General features: G+C 36.5%; 20 protein-coding genes. 18 read left to right on the top strand and 2 right to left on the bottom strand.

Going from position 1 to position 16,255, the window contains the following annotated elements:
* Nucleotides 1-146 precede the first annotated feature (146 nt).
* Both FZ940_RS08690 and FZ940_RS08685 read left to right on the top strand, forming a co-directional pair.
* Nucleotides 147-1,337: a NifS family cysteine desulfurase gene (locus FZ940_RS08690; protein WP_148822255.1), complete on the top strand. Its 1,191-nt coding sequence runs from the start codon at nucleotides 147-149 to the stop codon at nucleotides 1,335-1,337.
* Nucleotides 1,338-1,355: 18 nt separating this feature from the next.
* Nucleotides 1,356-2,348 carry an iron-sulfur cluster assembly scaffold protein gene (locus tag FZ940_RS08685; RefSeq protein WP_085657896.1) on the top strand — a complete coding sequence of 331 codons (993 nt, stop codon included), beginning with the start codon at nucleotides 1,356-1,358 and terminating at the stop codon, nucleotides 2,346-2,348.
* 30 nt (nucleotides 2,349-2,378) lie between these two features.
* Here FZ940_RS08685 and miaA read toward each other — a convergent pair whose 3' ends face one another.
* Together miaA and FZ940_RS08675 are read right to left on the bottom strand one after the other, a co-directional pair.
* Nucleotides 2,379-3,254: a tRNA (adenosine(37)-N6)-dimethylallyltransferase MiaA gene (miaA, locus tag FZ940_RS08680; RefSeq protein ID WP_148822254.1), complete on the bottom strand. Its 876-nt coding sequence runs from the start codon at nucleotides 3,252-3,254 to the stop codon at nucleotides 2,379-2,381.
* A 2-nt stretch (nucleotides 3,255-3,256) separates the two neighbouring features.
* Nucleotides 3,257-4,471, bottom strand: coding sequence for an FAD-dependent oxidoreductase (locus FZ940_RS08675; protein ID WP_148822253.1), 1,215 nt, complete (start codon nucleotides 4,469-4,471; stop codon nucleotides 3,257-3,259).
* A gap of 105 nt (nucleotides 4,472-4,576) precedes the next feature.
* Between FZ940_RS08675 and mqnP the strand changes: the two genes are divergently transcribed.
* The 16 genes from mqnP to FZ940_RS08595 all read left to right on the top strand — a co-directional run bounded on the left by mqnP (nucleotide 4,577) and on the right by FZ940_RS08595 (nucleotide 16,254).
* Nucleotides 4,577-5,437: a menaquinone biosynthesis prenyltransferase MqnP gene (mqnP, locus tag FZ940_RS08670; RefSeq protein WP_148822252.1), complete on the top strand. Its 861-nt coding sequence runs from the start codon at nucleotides 4,577-4,579 to the stop codon at nucleotides 5,435-5,437.
* Nucleotides 5,434-5,955: a hypothetical protein gene (locus FZ940_RS08665; protein WP_087578263.1), complete on the top strand. Its 522-nt coding sequence runs from the start codon at nucleotides 5,434-5,436 to the stop codon at nucleotides 5,953-5,955. The genes mqnP and FZ940_RS08665 overlap by 4 nt, the downstream gene beginning before the upstream one ends.
* A gap of 9 nt (nucleotides 5,956-5,964) precedes the next feature.
* Nucleotides 5,965-6,471, top strand: coding sequence for a DUF6115 domain-containing protein (locus tag FZ940_RS08660; RefSeq protein ID WP_021091068.1), 507 nt, complete (start codon nucleotides 5,965-5,967; stop codon nucleotides 6,469-6,471).
* A 138-nt stretch (nucleotides 6,472-6,609) separates the two neighbouring features.
* Nucleotides 6,610-7,578: a GTP 3',8-cyclase MoaA gene (gene moaA, locus FZ940_RS08655; protein ID WP_035167294.1), complete on the top strand. Its 969-nt coding sequence runs from the start codon at nucleotides 6,610-6,612 to the stop codon at nucleotides 7,576-7,578.
* Nucleotides 7,578-8,333 (top strand): 7-carboxy-7-deazaguanine synthase QueE, encoded by a 756-nt coding sequence (locus FZ940_RS08650; RefSeq protein ID WP_148822251.1) that lies wholly within the window; start codon nucleotides 7,578-7,580, stop codon nucleotides 8,331-8,333. Before moaA ends, FZ940_RS08650 begins: the two co-directional genes overlap by 1 nt.
* Nucleotides 8,333-8,914: a 6-pyruvoyl trahydropterin synthase family protein gene (locus FZ940_RS08645; RefSeq protein ID WP_103649568.1), complete on the top strand. Its 582-nt coding sequence runs from the start codon at nucleotides 8,333-8,335 to the stop codon at nucleotides 8,912-8,914. Before FZ940_RS08650 ends, FZ940_RS08645 begins: the two co-directional genes overlap by 1 nt.
* On the top strand, nucleotides 8,914-9,117 hold the full coding sequence (locus FZ940_RS08640) for a hypothetical protein (RefSeq protein WP_103649567.1): 204 nt from the start codon (nucleotides 8,914-8,916) through the stop codon (nucleotides 9,115-9,117). Before FZ940_RS08645 ends, FZ940_RS08640 begins: the two co-directional genes overlap by 1 nt.
* Nucleotides 9,114-9,515, top strand: coding sequence for a hypothetical protein (locus tag FZ940_RS08635; protein WP_103649566.1), 402 nt, complete (start codon nucleotides 9,114-9,116; stop codon nucleotides 9,513-9,515). The genes FZ940_RS08640 and FZ940_RS08635 overlap by 4 nt, the downstream gene beginning before the upstream one ends.
* Nucleotides 9,516-10,172 carry a 16S rRNA (uracil(1498)-N(3))-methyltransferase gene (locus FZ940_RS08630; protein WP_148822250.1) on the top strand — a complete coding sequence of 219 codons (657 nt, stop codon included), beginning with the start codon at nucleotides 9,516-9,518 and terminating at the stop codon, nucleotides 10,170-10,172.
* An 83-nt stretch (nucleotides 10,173-10,255) separates the two neighbouring features.
* A complete protein-coding gene (gene rpmE, locus FZ940_RS08625) occupies nucleotides 10,256-10,456 on the top strand; it encodes a 50S ribosomal protein L31 (RefSeq protein WP_002942443.1) in 201 nt (66 codons plus the stop codon).
* A 3-nt stretch (nucleotides 10,457-10,459) separates the two neighbouring features.
* Nucleotides 10,460-11,275 (top strand): 16S rRNA (cytidine(1402)-2'-O)-methyltransferase, encoded by an 816-nt coding sequence (rsmI, locus tag FZ940_RS08620; RefSeq protein WP_107792853.1) that lies wholly within the window; start codon nucleotides 10,460-10,462, stop codon nucleotides 11,273-11,275.
* A 111-nt stretch (nucleotides 11,276-11,386) separates the two neighbouring features.
* A complete protein-coding gene (rlmB, locus tag FZ940_RS08615; protein ID WP_107792852.1) occupies nucleotides 11,387-12,067 on the top strand; it encodes a 23S rRNA (guanosine(2251)-2'-O)-methyltransferase RlmB in 681 nt (226 codons plus the stop codon).
* The gene (locus FZ940_RS08610) at nucleotides 12,060-13,001 is read left to right on the top strand and encodes a phosphatidylglycerophosphate synthase (RefSeq protein WP_148822249.1); all 942 of its coding nucleotides are present in this window, start codon (nucleotides 12,060-12,062) and stop codon (nucleotides 12,999-13,001) included. Before rlmB ends, FZ940_RS08610 begins: the two co-directional genes overlap by 8 nt.
* Nucleotides 12,995-13,777 carry a hypothetical protein gene (locus FZ940_RS08605; RefSeq protein WP_148822248.1) on the top strand — a complete coding sequence of 261 codons (783 nt, stop codon included), beginning with the start codon at nucleotides 12,995-12,997 and terminating at the stop codon, nucleotides 13,775-13,777. Before FZ940_RS08610 ends, FZ940_RS08605 begins: the two co-directional genes overlap by 7 nt.
* Before the next feature lie 9 nt (nucleotides 13,778-13,786).
* Nucleotides 13,787-14,995: an LL-diaminopimelate aminotransferase gene (locus FZ940_RS08600; RefSeq protein WP_107792849.1), complete on the top strand. Its 1,209-nt coding sequence runs from the start codon at nucleotides 13,787-13,789 to the stop codon at nucleotides 14,993-14,995.
* Nucleotides 14,992-16,254 (top strand): homoserine dehydrogenase, encoded by a 1,263-nt coding sequence (locus FZ940_RS08595; protein ID WP_148822247.1) that lies wholly within the window; start codon nucleotides 14,992-14,994, stop codon nucleotides 16,252-16,254. Before FZ940_RS08600 ends, FZ940_RS08595 begins: the two co-directional genes overlap by 4 nt.
* The last annotated feature ends 1 nt before the right edge of the window (nucleotide 16,255 follow it).

Genomic DNA, 16,255 nt, shown 5'->3' with positions numbered 1-16,255 from the left:
TAAAGAATTTCAATATATTTTAATATCAATATGAGCTGAATTTTGAAAAAATTAAAGCGTATTTTTAAACTTGCTTTTAACTTTTTTGTTATAATATCCCATCAAAAATAAAAAGGATATTTTTTATCCTAATTAAGGTTTTAAATTTGAGAGTATATTTAGACAATAACGCTACAACAATGGTTGATCCTGAAGCTTTTGAGCTTATGAAACCATATTTTTGTGAAAAATACGGCAATCCAAACTCGCTTCATAAATTTGGCTCTGAAACACATCCAGCTTTAAGAACAGCGCTAGATCAGCTCTATGCCGGACTAAACGCAAAAGATAGCGATGATATCGTCGTTACCTCATGTGCAACTGAGAGCAACAACTGGGTAGTAAAAGGCATCTACTTTGACAAAATAGCAACTGGCGAGAAAAAGCGTATCGTAACAACCGCAGTTGAGCATCCAGCTATTTTGGCGACTTGTAAATTTTTAGAAAAATATGGCGTAGAGCTTACTGTTTTAGATGTAAATAACGATGGTATAGTCACACCAGAACAGCTTAGAGCTGTAATGGATGAGAATGTAGCACTTGTTTCTATAATGAGTGCAAATAACGAAACTGGCATGATCTTTCCTATAAAAGAGCTTGCTAGTATCGCTCATGAATATGGAGCTTTATTCCACACGGATGCTGTTCAAGCAGTTGGAAAGATAAAGATAAATGTTCAAGACCTTGACGTTGATTTTTTAAGCTTTTCTGCGCATAAATTTCACGGACCAAAGGGTGTTGGAGCACTATTTATAAAAAATAGTATGCCACTAAGTAGCTTGCTTCACGGCGGCGAGCATATGGGTGGACGCAGAAGTGGTACGCTCGATGTTCCTGGCATCATAGGCATGGGTAAAGCACTTGAACTGGCAAATAAATTTATGGATTATGAGCACTCTCATGTTCGCCGTTTACGTGATAAACTTGAAGATGCAATTTTAAAAATTCCTGACGTTAGCGTCGTTGGTAAAAAAGAACAACGTGTGCCAAATACCATTTTGGCTTCTATAAAAGGCGTTGAAGGCGAAGCTATGCTTTGGGATCTAAACAAAGCTGGCATCGCAGCTTCAACTGGCTCAGCATGTGCAAGTGAAACATTAGAGAGTAACCCAATAATGGAGGCCATAGGGGCAGATAAAGAGCTGGCTCACACCGCACTTAGACTATCTCTTTCTAGATTTAATACAGAAGAAGAGATTGATTATGCGATCGAGCATATAACAAAAGCGGTAAATAGACTAAGAGGTATTTCTAGTACATTTGCCTACGCCCCAGAATGGCATAAGAGTGGATTATAAAATTTAAAGGAAAATAATATGGCAAAGAATAATTTGATCGGAGGCTCTATCTGGGATGAGTATTCTAAGGTAGTGCAAGACAGGATGAATAATCCTAAATTTATGGGGGAGATAACCGAAGAAGATGCTAAAAAGGCAAACGCAAAGCTTATTGTGGCTGACTTTGGTGCAGAAAGCTGCGGTGATGCGGTTAGGCTATACTGGCTTGTTGATGAAAAGACAGACAAAATAATAGATGCTAAATTTAAAAGCTTTGGCTGTGGCACAGCGATAGCTAGCTCTGATACGATGGCCGAGCTTTGTATCGGCAAAACGGTCGATGAAGCGGTCAAGATCACAAACCTTGATGTCGAAAAGGCTATGCGCGACAATCCAGAAACGCCAGCAGTTCCACCTCAAAAGATGCACTGCTCAGTTATGGCATATGATGTTATAAAAGCAGCTGCGGCAAGCTATAAAGGCATAGACCCAGAGCATTTTGAAGATGAGATCATCGTTTGCGAGTGCGCTAGGGTAAGCCTTGGTACGATTAAAGAAGTGATAAGGCTAAATGACCTTCATACGGTTGAAGAGATCACGCAATACACCAAAGCTGGTGCATTTTGCAAGTCTTGCGTAAAGCCTGGTGGTCATGAAAAAAGAGAATATTATTTGGTGGATATTTTGCGTGATACTAGGGCTGAAATGGAGCGTGAAAAGATCGAAGCTCAGGCAAATGCCCAAGCAAATCATACTTTAGGTGACATTACCTTTGAAAATATGACGATGGTAGGGCAGTTAAAAGCAGTCGAGTCTGTCATAGATAAAGAAATTCGCCCAATGCTCGAGATGGATGGTGGAAATCTAGAAATTTTAGATATCAGAAATGATAACGGAGAAAATACTGATATTTATATCCGCTATCTTGGTGCTTGCTCGGGCTGTGCAAGTGGCTCAACTGGCACTCTTTATGCGATTGAAAATGTCTTGCAAGAGAGCTTAAGCCCAAAAATTAGGGTAATGCCTATTTGATTTTATTAACTAGCCCTTGTGGGCTAGTTTTTATTCTCTTAAGAATTTTAAAATTTCACTTCTAATTTGATCCAAATCACCCACGAATTTTTTTTCAAACTGCGAGCGATTAAAGGTTCGCTGACGTTTTGCTAACTGAGCCGTATGTGTAGCTATGAGCTCTTCAAGCTCGTTTTGAGAAATTTCTTTATTTAAAAATTGCTTGCACTCTTTTAAGCCTATTGATTTTAGGGGTTTTGGCTCACTTTTATATTTATCAAATAAAAATTTCGCCTCATCTATAAGCCCAGCTTCAAGCATGCCTTTTGTTCTCTTTTTAATACGTTCTCTAAGCTCATCTTTATCCCATAAAATTTCAAATATCGCTAGCTCTTTTATGATGCTCTCTTTAGTATTTTCTCTTAGCCAAATGCTTGGAATTTGGCTACTAAATTTATAAATTTGATACCACTTTTCGAGGCGATAAGAGTCGTTTTGGCTAAATTTGCTTGCAAACTCAGGATCGATTTTTACAGCTAGCTCGTAAATTTCTTCATTGCTTAAATTTAGCTCACATTTTGGCACATCTGGTGCAAGTCCGCTAAGCATTGATTTTAGATAAAAGCCGCTGCCTCCTGTAATGATGAGTGAGCAGTCTTGTGAGCGCGCAAAATTCTTTGCATTTTTATAAATTTCAAAAAATGCCCCAACGCTAAATTCTTCATCAGGATAAATTTCATCTACACCAAAGTGCTTTATAGTTTCAAGCTGCTCTTTATTTGGCTTTGCACTGGCGATATCTATCTCTTTATAAAGTGCAAGCGAATCAAGGCTCAAGATGACACCGTTAAGCTCCTTTGCAAGCTCAAATGCAAGATCGCTTTTGCCGCTTGCTGTGGTGCCAATTATTGCAAATTCTTTAAACAAGTCTAGCCCTCATAAAACGAGCTAAAGAGTAAAATTTCATCATTTTCATCGTTATTTTTGCTATCTTTTATAAGACTAGCCAAAATACCAGCAAAATACGGAGCAAAGCTAAGCTCATTTAGTCCATAAGCTTGGTTATAGACCAAGTTGCTATATACGCTATCGCGTCCAAGAGCTGGCTTATCGTTTGAGCTAAGAAGCACGTAGTTTGCCCTAAAACTAGGCTCTTTTAGCTCACTTATACCAAGATGTATCTTTAGCTCATTTAAAAATGCATTAATCTTTTCAGTTTTAACAAGCGTATCGATAGCGCCGACTTGTAAATTTGTAATAATCGTAACGCCATTTTTAGTTGGATAAATTTTGGCAAATAAATCATTTAAAATGATTGGTTTTTTAGGAATTTGCCCTTCATTTAGGCTAAGATCAATAGTATAAAATTTAGCCAAAATCGCATTTAAGCTCGTGCCTAGCTTATTTGAAAGCTCTAAATTTTTTGAAGCAATCACAAAGCTATCGGCCTCATATTCGCCGTTATTGCCGGTAGCTTTTTGTACTATTTGCCCTTGCGTTTTTAGCTCATAAATTTCATCATTTATAAATTTTACCCCAAGAGAATTTAGCTCATTTATCAAAGCTTTTTTTAGCTCATTTGTATCAATACTTGCGTTGTTGGCTAAATTTATAGCGCCTTTTATGTTTTTATTTATTAGCCCAAAATTTGCAAGCTCTTTATCTACACTTAAAATTTCTTGCTCGCTATGGGCAACTTTTATCTCATCAAGCCTTTTTTTAAAGCTTTCGTCATTGCTAAAAAGTAGATAAACGCCGCTCTCATCGAAATTTATCTGCGGATATTTGTTGTTTAAATCTCTTAAAAATTCAAAGCTTTTCTTACCAAATTTTGAAAACAAAATTTGCATCTTTTTGTCGTGAGCTTTGGTTGATTTAAGTGTAAAATTTGTTATCCAAGCTCTAAAGGTTTCATTTAAGCAAATACTTATATCAAGCTCGCTTTTTTTGCTAACTAGCCCCATAAACGAGCTAGATATCGCTCCATCTTTTGCAAGAGCGTGTGTACCAAAAGGCGTTAAAATTCCATTTGTAAAATCATCTTTTTGGCTGCTAATAATTAAAATTTCTTCACCTTTTTTAGCTAATTCGTAAGCCGTAAATAACGCACTAAAACTATCTCCAATAATCGCTGCTTTGCCCATAATAACCCTTTGTTTTAAATTAATCTTGTAATGATAATATAAATTCAAATTTAAAGCAAAATGGTGTAAAATCAACTATTTTTAAAGAAAATGGAAATTTATCAAATGATAGAAAAATTAAAAATTATCGCTGAACTTATCGTTTTTAAGCATTCTGTTTTTGCTTTGCCTTTTATTTTTGTGGCGATGATAGTTGCTAGCAAGATAGAAAGTGGCTCGGCTTGGTTTGGCTTTAAACTGCTTATCTTAGGTACTTTTTGCGCTGTTAGTGCTAGAAATTTTGCTATGGCATTTAATAGATATAAAGATGAAGATATCGATAAGTTAAATCCACGAACTGCGAGCCGTCCAAGCGTTGATGGTCGTATCGGTAGGAGCAATATGCAGCTTTTTATCGTGGCAAATGCTTTTATTTTTATCGCATGCGCTTATTTTATAAATTCGCTCGCATTTTGGCTAAGTTTTCCTATTTTAGCTGTTCTTGGTGGGTATTCGCTATTTAAACGCTTTAGTGAGCTAGCACACCTAGTGCTTGGCCTTAGCCTAGGTCTTGCCCCCATCGCTGGCGTGGTTGCAGTGAGCGCTGCCATACCGCTTTGGAGCGTGCTACTTTGCCTTGGTGTGACATTTTGGGTAGCTGGATTTGACTTGCTTTACTCACTTCAGGATATGAAATTTGATAAAGAAAACAAGCTCTTTAGCATACCAGCTATTTACGGCGACAAGGCCACGCTTTTTTTATCGGCCATTTTTCACGCTTTAGCTTTTATATTTTGGCTACTTTTTGCTTGGGCAGCTGGGCTTGGAGCGATGGCCTTTTTTGGTATTTTAGCAAGTGGCGTTATTTTATTTTTTGAGCATAGGATCGTAAGACGCGACTTTAGCAAGATAGATAGAGCATTTTTTACATTAAATGGCTATTTGGGGATTTTATTTTTTATCTTTGTTTGGATTAGCGTATTATGAGTGAGATTAAGCTGTTTAAAGCGCCTCTTGATATGGAATTTGAGTCTGATAAAGATGGAAGCGAGAAATTTAAAAGAGAGTTTGACTCCATCTTGCCGGGTGAAGAGGATGCGCTTGGGGCTTGGCTAAAACGAGCTAAATCGCGTGGCGAAACCAAAGAGAGCGATCAAGTTTTATTAACTTTGCTGATTGAGCTTCATAGAAAAGTCGATGCTCTGAGTGATTATATTAAAAACGAACATAAGCAATATTTGCCACTAAAAGAGAGAGTTAGTATCGAAGAAATCGGCTTTACACACATCAAAATAAGTGAAGAGAAATTTATAAAAGATGAAATTTACTATGCAAGGATTGCTATGCCTATCTTTCCAAAGAGAAATTTGAGTCTTTATTTAAGAGCTATTAGTGAAAATTTAGCAAAGATAGAAAATATGCACGAAGAGGATGAAGCTGACTGGAACGCTTACGTAACAGCTAGAGAGCGTGTAATGATAAGAGAAATGAGAGCGAATTCGTAAAGGAAAAATATGGAAATTTATATTTTTTTAGGCTTTGGTATCGTTTTGGCGATAATAGTAGCTTTGATGTTGATAAAAGATAGTGAGACAAATAAAAAATTTGCGAGATTTGAGCGAGCGATAGAAAGCGTTATGCAAGAAAATTTTAATCTAAAAAAGCAAATTTCAATGCTTGAGGGCGAGGCGTTTAAAAATAGTGAACAATATGAGCCACTTAAAAAACAGATAAAAGAAAATATTGATTTGCAAATAAATGAAAAGATTGTGCCAATAATTCGTGCGATTAAGAGCATTGAGCGAGTAATTGATGATTTTGCAACAGAGCAAAAAGATAGGATAGTTAGTCTTGAAGAGCGAACAAGAGATATTAATAAAATCGCACCAAGTGTCATCAATGAAGAAGAGCAAATTTTAAAAATGTTTAAAGATGGAAAAAGTGCAGCGATGATCGCAAAGGACCTTCATGTTGGAATGGGGCGAGTCGAGTTTGTGCTTAAATTTCATAAATTAGCCTAAATTTACAGGCTAATTTTAAAAAGACTAATCTACTCTTAAACTACAAAAATTGGCTTAAATTTTTATTTTGATTTAAATCTTTTAACATATAATTGAAAAAATTATAAAAAGCTCTAACCAAGCTTAAGAAGGTGCTTTATGCTAGTTGATAAATATGGTCGGGTTGTTGATTATTTAAGGATTTCTGTAACTCAGCGTTGCAACTTTAGGTGTAGATATTGTATGCCTACAACACCATTTAGCTGGACGCCAAGAGAGAATTTATTAACCTTTGAAGAGCTATTTTTATTTGTAAAAGTGGCTATTGATGAAGGTATAAAAAAGATAAGAATCACTGGTGGCGAACCGCTTGTACGTAAGGATTTGGACGTTTTTATAAAGATGATAAGTGATTATAATCCAGACATTGATCTAGCGCTTACTACAAATGGCTATATGCTTTCGCACTTTGCCAAAAGGCTAAAAGACGCTGGGCTAAAGCGCATAAATATGTCGCTTGATACGCTAAATGAGCAAAAGGCTAAATTTATAGCACAAAAAAGCGTCTTGCACGAAGTTTTAGCTGGCTTTGAAGCAGCTCATGATGCTGGATTAAAGGTAAAAATCAACACTGTTGCACTAAAAGGCGTAAATGATGATGAGCTTATAAATTTGCTTGAGTTTGCTAAATTTAGAGATTCTCAGATCAGATTTATTGAGTATATGGAAAATTCACACGCAAAAGATGATCTAAAAGGGCTAAGTAGCGATGAAATTTTAAAAATCATCTCACAAAAATATAATGTTACGAAAGATGGAAAACTACCAAATGCGCCTGCGTCTATTTATAGGCTTGATGATGGTTATAAATTTGGCATCATAGATCCGCATAAACACGATTTTTGCGAGAGCTGTAACCGCATCAGACTAAGTGCTGAGGGACTTTTGATACCTTGCCTTTACTTTGAAGAGGCTCTTAGTATCAAAAAAGCGGTTGAAAAAGGTGATATCGTAGCTGCAAGTGAAATTTTAAGGCAAGTACTAGCAAACAAGCCAAAAGAGAACAAATGGGCGATAGGCGCTAGCAATGAAACCTCTTCGCGTGCCTTTTATCAAACTGGTGGTTGATGAGCAAAGAGCTAGAGCTAGTTGAAGCGTTTTTAAGTATTCAAGGCGAGGGCGAGTATCAGGGCAGACTGGCTATTTTCTTACGTTTTTTAGGATGTAACTTAAACTGCTCTGGCTTTGGCGTGCAAACAAAGTCTTTAAAAACCGGTGAAAACCTACTAGGATGCGATAGCATAAGGGCTGTTTTTAAAGGGCATTTTAATTATAAAATTTACAGTGTAGATGAAATTTTAGGCTTAGTTGATAACCTATGTAAAGGCTTAATACAAAAACCGATCATTGTTTTGACTGGTGGTGAGCCACTCATCTGGCATGAAAGTGAAAATTTTATAAATTTGGTAAAGAAATTGCTTGAAGATTATGAAGTACATTTTGAGACGAATGGCACTATCTTAATTGATTTTGCTAAATATGAAATTTATAAAAAATGCCATTTTGCACTTGGTGTAAAGCTAGCAAATAGCGGAGTTAATGAGCAAAAACGTATAAATTTAGATGCTATTTTGGCTATTAAAAATAATGCAAGAAGTAGCTTTTTAAAATTTGTCCTCTCGCACTTTGACAAAAGCGAGTTAGACGAAATTATAAATATAAAAAATCAAGTGGATTTGCCAGTTTGGTGTATGGCAATAGGGGCGAATAGAGCTGAGCTAAACGAAAATGCTTTAAAAACAGCAGAATTTGCTATAAAGTATGGTTTTAACTATTCAGAGCGTATTCATATCAGGCTTTGGAGCGATAAAGAAGGTGTTTGATGATTATTAGAAAGCTTTTTAGATTTGAAAATGCACATATTGTGAGATTTTGCAGCTCAAAGCGTTGCAGGACTAGCATCCACGGGCACAGCTATGTGGCTGAAATTTTACTTAGCTCAAATTTTCTTGATAATGCCGGCATGGTTTATGACTTTGGCTTAATGAAACAAAATATAAAAACGATCATTGATAGTTTTGATCACGCTACAACAATATTTTCAGGCGATAATGATGAGTATAAAAATGATCTAAAAAAGCACTCGGCAAGATGGATCGAGATCCCGCTAAATCCAAGTGCAGAGCAGTTTTGCCGCATATTTTTTGTTATGATAGAGCGGCTACTTGAGCTTAGCGTGATGAATAACGGCGAGCGTGAAGTGAAGCTTCATAGCATTATCGTGCATGAGACTGATACGGGCTATGCGCAGTGCTTTAAAGAGGACGCCGTAAATGAGCAAATGGGCGAGATAAGGCTAGATGATATCAAATTTTCAGATGCTATCATAGAAGAGTGGGAAGATAAAAATTTATTCGAGAAAATGAAAAATAGGTTAAAAATAGAAATTCCAAAGGACGTTTGATGAAAAAAATTATAACTTCTTTTTTATTTATAGCTGGTCTATTTGCGGGTTGTGGAGATAAAGATGAGGCTAAAAACGATATTAGCGAGCCTATACCTAGTGATGTGACCATAGCTCAACCAGACGCAAATGTCACAATCGATGAACAACTTCCACCTGAGCCAGTTGTAGAAGAGAACGAGCCTTCTAAAGATAAGAAATGAACGAACATCTCTCCTCACTTTTTGCATATACTTTGCCTTTTCATGTGATATTTTTTTATGCACTAGTTGCCTGTAATATACTTTATTTAATACTTACTCAGTTTGGTAGCAATAGTAAAAACTATGTGCTTCGTATAAGATATTTTTTACCAATTTATCATATGCTACTTAGTTTTCTTGTGCTAACCGGACTTATTTTATGGACGTATTATGGATATGAGCTTAAATTTAATGTCATAAAAATGTTAATTGTCTTAATAATTTTAATCGCGCTTAGTGCCATAGGGTTTAAAAGGCTAAAAATTTATGCAGCTAATGGTGACTTAGAAAAATTTAAAAAATTCGCCCTTATTAAGGGATTTTGTGATCTTGTTTTAGTTGTAGTTGCAGGGATTTAGATGAAATTTTTATATGATAAAAATGCAGGTAATGAAAGCTTAAAGATAGTAAATGAAGCTTTTTTGCACCTAAAAGCTAGAAGAATGCAAGCTGGTGAGCGAATAAGTGTTAGAAATTTACGAGACTTTAAAGAGTATATTTATGAAATTGATGAGATTGATAGGCGAAGTGCGAGCTTAAGTCTTGTCTTTGCCAGCTCAAATGGCGAGCAAAAATTCGACTTTACGATCGCTTGGGCTATCGTCGATCCAAAGACGATAGAAAAGACATTGCCATTTTTAAATGAACTTGGCGTTGGTAAAATAGCTTTTGTCTATACTAAATTTTCTCAAGCAAATTTTAAGATAGATATTGAAAGGCTAAACTATATAAATGCACTTTCATGTGAGCAGTGTGGACGAACTTCACTAATGGAGTTTGAAATTTATAAAAATTTGGACGAGCTAATGAGCGTTTATAAAAATGTCTCAGCTATAAATTTTGGTGGCAAAAGCTTAAATGGGAAAAAAGATGATGAGCTTTTAATAATTGGTCCAGAGGGTGGATTTAGCGAGGATGAGACGGCTAAATTTAAAAATAGCTACTGCCTAAATACTAAAAATATCTTAAGATCACAGACTGCGGTTATCTCAGTAGCGGCAAAATTCATAGCTTAATTTATTTGATTTTTAGATTTCTTTTTATATAATCAGCAACTTTTAATGTAGATAATTAGCCCAAAAATAATAAAGGAAAAATGATGAAAAAAGATATCCATCCAGAATACGTAGATTGCACTGTAACTTGTGCGTGTGGCAACACTTTTAAGACAAAGTCAAACAAAAGCGAAATCAGAATTGACATTTGCGACAAGTGCCACCCATTTTTCACAGGCAGCGAAAAGATAGTTGACAGTGCTGGCCGTGTTGAGAAATTTAAGAAAAAATACGCTCAAAAATAAGCCTTGCTCTACTTTATTCCTACTCCAATAGGAAATTTAGAAGATATCTCGCTTCGTGCGATTAGAATTTTGCGTGAATGCGAGATAGCTATCTGCGAAGATACAAGAGTTTGCAAAAGCCTTATAAATCTGCTAAACGAACGCTTTGACGCAAGTATAAATATATCAAAATTTATTCCATTTCACACTCATAATGAAGATGACTTTTTCACAAATTTAAGTGATGATTTTTTTAGTAAAAATGTAGCCTACATGAGCGATGCTGGTATGCCAGGTATCAGCGATCCTGGAGTAAGTCTAGTAAGATACGCTCAAAAAAATAACATTGAATATGAAATTTTAAGTGGAGCAAATGCTGCACTTTTAAGTGTAGTTGCAAGCGGACTTTGCGATAAGGAATTTGTCTTTTTAGGCTTTTTGCCAAATACTGGCAGAGATAGGTCTTTGGCTATCCAAAATGCTCTAAATTTAGCTTATCCAGCCGTTATTTACGAAAGTCCAAAACGCATACTAGGCTTAGTACAAAGCATCGCAAATCTAGAACCTGAGAGAGAAATTTTTGCCATAAAAGAGGCCACTAAAAAATTTGAGACTAAATTTAAAGAAAAGGCTCAAAATTTAGCTCGAATTTTAGAAAAAGCAAATTTAAGTGGAGAGTGGGCGGTTGTCATCTCAAAAAGTGACAGAACAGCCACTCAAAATATCACAAAAGATGAGATACTTTCGCTTGATCTTGCTCCAAAAGTAAAAGCAAAATTGCTTAACAAAATAACTGGAGAAGATGTAAAAAAGATATATGATGAACTTACGAAAGCTTAAATTATAGGCTACAAAACTACTAAGCGATACTAAAACGAAAGTGTAAAATTTACTCTAGCTACATACAAAAATAAGTTAAATTTTAATTGACTTTAGCTACCATAAGTTACCATGATAATATACGGAAAACAACTATTTTTACATATTTTGAACAAGCGACCACAGATATTAGAAGAGATATATCTCTCAAAAGAGTGTGACAAAAAACTCTTCTCTAAAATTTGTGGCACAGGCAAAAAGATCATTCGCGTGGATAATCAAAAAGCACAGTCTTTGGCTCGCGGTGGGAATCATCAAGGTTTTTTAGCGAATGTTAGTGAGTTTGAATTTTCAGACATTGCCGAGCTTAAAAAGCTAAATTTTATCGCTATTCTTTATGGCATAAGCGATGTTGGCAATATCGGTGCTATCGCTAGAAGTGCTTATGCTCTAGGCTGCGAAGGTTTTGTGATAGTGGCAAAAAGTATAAATATGCAAGGCGTTTTAAGATCAAGTAGCGGCGCTGCCTATGAGATACCAATAGCGATTTTTGAAGATGGGCTTAGTTTGCTAAATGAACTAAAGCAATTTGGCTTTAAAATTTATGCAACAGCAAGTAATGGCAAAAACGTAAAAGAGATGAAGTTTGCCGGTAAAAGAGCTTTGGTGATGGGCTCAGAGGGCGAAGGCATACCGCAAAAGGCTCTAGCAAAGTGTGATGAGTGTATTGGTATAAAGTTAAAAGAAGGCTGGGACTCCTTAAATGTAAGTGCAGCTTTTGCAATAATTTGTGACAGGATGATAGATGAATGAATTAGAGAATTTAAAAGAGATAGGCATAAAGGAAATTTCACGTAAAACGCATATTGAGCCTACATTTTTACAATATATTTTTGATAAAAATTTTGAAAAATTATCACGTTTAAATATTAGAGGTTATGCCAAAATTTTACAACGTGAATATGACGTTGATTTGAGCGAGTTGCTAGCTGAATATGATGCCTTTATGCAAGAAAACACCCCTGATGAGAGTCACAAAACTAAAGTTACTCCAAAAATTTCTTCTTACACTCCAAAAGATATTACCATACAAAAACAAAGCGGTAGTGGCGGTGCTGGATTTTTATTTTGGCTCATCATTTTAGCTATTATCGCTGGTGGGGCATATCATTTTGATGCTTACAAATATATCGAGAATTTTTTATCGTTTTTAAATGATGAGAATAAAAGCGTGAACTATTCGCAATCAAGCATAGTAAATGAGGTGAAGAAAAATATCATCGATACAAATATCACCATCTCTCAAAATAGCCCTAAAATAGAAGCAAACATATCAAGCGTAAAAATTTCAGCTCCAGTTGAGCAAAATGTGACAACAAGTCCTGCAAACATGGAGCAAAATGCTGTAAAGCCAAGCATGGCAGCTCAGCCAGCTCCTAAGATAGAGCAAAACATTACAAAGCCACTAAATGAGGCGGTCATTACACCAAAACAACGTGTCTGGATAGGCATCATTAATCTTGAAAATGGTCAAAAAGTATCAAACGACACAAGTAAAAGCATAAATATAAATTTAGACCAAAGACAGCTCGTAGTTTGTGGAAATGGCAACATTGAGCTAAAGATCGGCGATAAGGTGACAAAATATAATCCAAGTCGCCCGGCTAGGTTTTTAGTAGAAAATGGAGAGATGAAATTTGTGAGTTATGACGAGTTTGTAGAACTTAACAAGGGTAAATCTTGGTAAGAAAAATAGCGATTTTCACCACTTTTAGTGTATTTGCCTATGCTTTTAGCTTACAAACTAGTGCAAGTGCTTTAAGCAATGTTAAAAATGTGCAAATTTCTTTAGAAAATTTAGACCAAAATGGCTCACTCGATGTTAATGAGCTAGTATCAAGATTAAAGCAAAGCTCAAGTTACGATAGCATTTCATTTGGTTCAAATAGTTTGAATTTAAAATTTATAAGCGAGCAAAAAGTTCCTTCTACATTATTTGTAAAATCAATAAATTCAACTCTGGATGATGCCAACATAAGTATTTCAAGGATAAATTCCCTAAAAAATGGAGATCAAATTTCTTATGGAATTTCAGCCATAAAAAATGGCGGAATAGATCCAAGCTTATTAAGCTTAGCACTTAGTCAAAGCGGTTTTAAAATTTTAGGATTTGATAGAGTTGATGGTAATTTAGAGATATTTTTAGATGCTCAGAATATGATTCTTAAGGCTGCAAAGGTAAATTTTGACGAAGAGACACCACTTTTAAAAAGCGGTGGTACTTATTTTGTTGATGTTGAGGGTGCAAGTAGTCTGGATATCGCGTCAAAAGAGTCAAATAGATGGATGCCACTTGTTAGGATTTATGATAAAAATTTAAATCAGATCGACTCTATAAAAGAGGAGCAAGCAAAAACTACCGTTTCTATAAATTTAGCAATAGGTGCAAAATACGCATTAATTAGCGATAATGTTGATATAAATAATATAAAAAATGAGATAATTATCAAGCTTATAAAATAGGAGTAAGCAGTGTTTGATGAGATAAGATTTAATACGATTGAGCGTTTGCCAAACTACGTTTTTGCTGAAGTGAATGCAATAAAAATGGCTGCGCGAAGAGCCGGAGAAGACATCATTGACTTTTCTATGGGTAATCCTGAGGGCAGAACGCCACAGCACATTGTCGATAAACTATGCGAAAGCGCGCAAAAGGACAAGACTCACGGCTACTCAGCCAGTGCTGGAATTTATAAGCTTCGCCTTGCCATTTGTAACTGGTACAAAAGAAAATATGGCGTAAATTTAGACCCAGACACTGAAGCAGTCGCCACAATGGGTAGTAAAGAGGGTTTTGTTCACCTAGCTCAAGCCGTGATAAACCCAGGCGATGTTGCTATCGTGCCTGATCCTGCTTATCCGATACACACGCAAGCGTTTTTATTTGCTGGCGGAAGTGTCGCAAAGATGCCGCTTCACTATAATGATAAATTTGAGCTAGATGAGAATAAATTTTTTGAAAATTTGATCCAAACGATACACGCAAGCTCACCAAAGCCAAAATACGTAGTCGTAAATTTTCCTCACAATCCAACGACCGTAACCGTGCAAAAGAGCTTTTACGAGCGCCTTGTAAGCATCGCAAAACAAGAGAGATTTTACGTCATATCTGACATTGCCTACGCGGATCTTACATTTGATGGCTACAAAACGCCAAGTATCTTTGAGGTCGATGGTGCAAAAGACGTTGCGGTCGAGTGCTATACACTTTCAAAAAGCTACAATATGGCTGGCTGGAGAGTTGGCTTTATGTGCGGAAATAAAAGACTTTGCGCAGCACTTAAAAAGATAAAATCATGGGTTGATTACGGCATGTTTACGCCGATACAGGTGGCTGCCACAGTCGCACTTGACGGCGATCAAAGCTGCGTTGAAGAGATACGCCAAATTTATGAAAAAAGAAGAGATGTGATGATAGAGGCCTTTGTTCAGGCTGGTTGGGAGCTTAAAAAGCCAAGCTCAAGTATGTTTATCTGGGCGAAACTTCCGCCAAAGGTTAGTCATCTGGGCAGCCTTGAGTTTTCAAAGCAGCTTCTTACAAAAGCATCGGTTGCCGTTAGCCCGGGTATTGGTTTTGGCGAGGGCGGAAACGACTATGTGCGTCTAGCTCTTATCGAAAATGAAAATAGGATAAGACAAGCAGCAAGAAATATAAAAAAATATTTGAAAGAATTTGAATGAATGTAGCGATATTGGGCGTTGGAACCGTTGGCGAGTCAGTTGCTAAAATTTTGCTAAAAAACAAAAAGATAATCGCAGCAAGAAGTGGCGAGGAAATAGTGCCAGTCATCGGAGTGGTTAGAAATTTAAATAAAAAAAGAGATGCTGGCATCCCTTTGACTGATGATATAAATAGCGTTATAAACCGCGATGATATCGATGTTTTTGTCGAACTTATGGGTGGTGTGGAAGAGCCTTTTAGGGTTGTGAGTGAAATTTTAAAGCGAAAAAAAGCAGTCGTAACAGCGAACAAAGCACTCCTTGCCTATCACAGATATGCTTTGCAAAATTTAGCCAAAAACACGCCATTTGGCTTTGAAGCAAGTGTGGCTGGGGGCGTGCCGATCATTAGAGCCTTAAGGGAAGGCTTGAGCGCAAATCACATCGTTAGCATAAATGGCATACTAAATGGCACGAGCAACTACATCCTAACTTCAATGATGAACGAGGGATCAAATTTTAAAGACGCTCTTAAAAAGGCGCAAGAGCTTGGATACGCTGAGGCTGATCCTACTTTTGATGTGGGTGGCTTTGATACGGCTCATAAGCTTCTTATCTTAGCAAGCATCGCATACGGTGTGCATGGCGATCCAGAGGATATTTTGATCGAAGGAATACAAGGTATTACACCTGAAGATATATTTTTCGCAAAAGATTTCGAATACTCAATAAAACTTCTAGCAATTGCCAAAAAAAGCGAGGGTAAAATCGAGCTACGCGTACATCCAGCACTTGTGCCGCAAAATAAAATGATAGCAAAGGCAAGTGGTGTGACAAATGCGATCAGTGTCGTTGGTGAGGTCGTTGGCGAGACGATGTACTATGGACCTGGAGCTGGTGGCGATGCAACAGCAAGTGCGGTGATCAGCGATCTCATCGACATCGCAAGAGATAGTAAGTCGCCGATGCTAGGATATAAAGCACCGTTTGAATTAAATACGCTTGAGCTACTTGACCGCGACAGGATAAAGACGAAGTACTACTTTAGGTTAAAAGTCGAAGATAAAATGGGTGTACTAGCAAAGATTACAAATTTAATGAGTGAAAATAACTTATCGATTGATAGCATACTTCAAAAACCAAAAGATGAGAGCGAATTTGCGGTATTGTTCTTTACGACACATACGAGTCTTGAGGCTGATGTAAGAAGGACAATTGAAATTTTAAAAGAGCAAGAGTATATAAAAGAAGAGCCATTTATGATGAGGATCGAGGAGTAGC

The organism is Campylobacter concisus, assembly GCF_902460415.1.
In the GTDB taxonomy this organism is placed as follows: domain Bacteria; phylum Campylobacterota; class Campylobacteria; order Campylobacterales; family Campylobacteraceae; genus Campylobacter_A; species Campylobacter_A concisus_Y.
The sequence above is the reverse complement of the archived record's forward strand: the minus strand, read 5'-3'. Positions and strand labels throughout refer to the sequence as shown.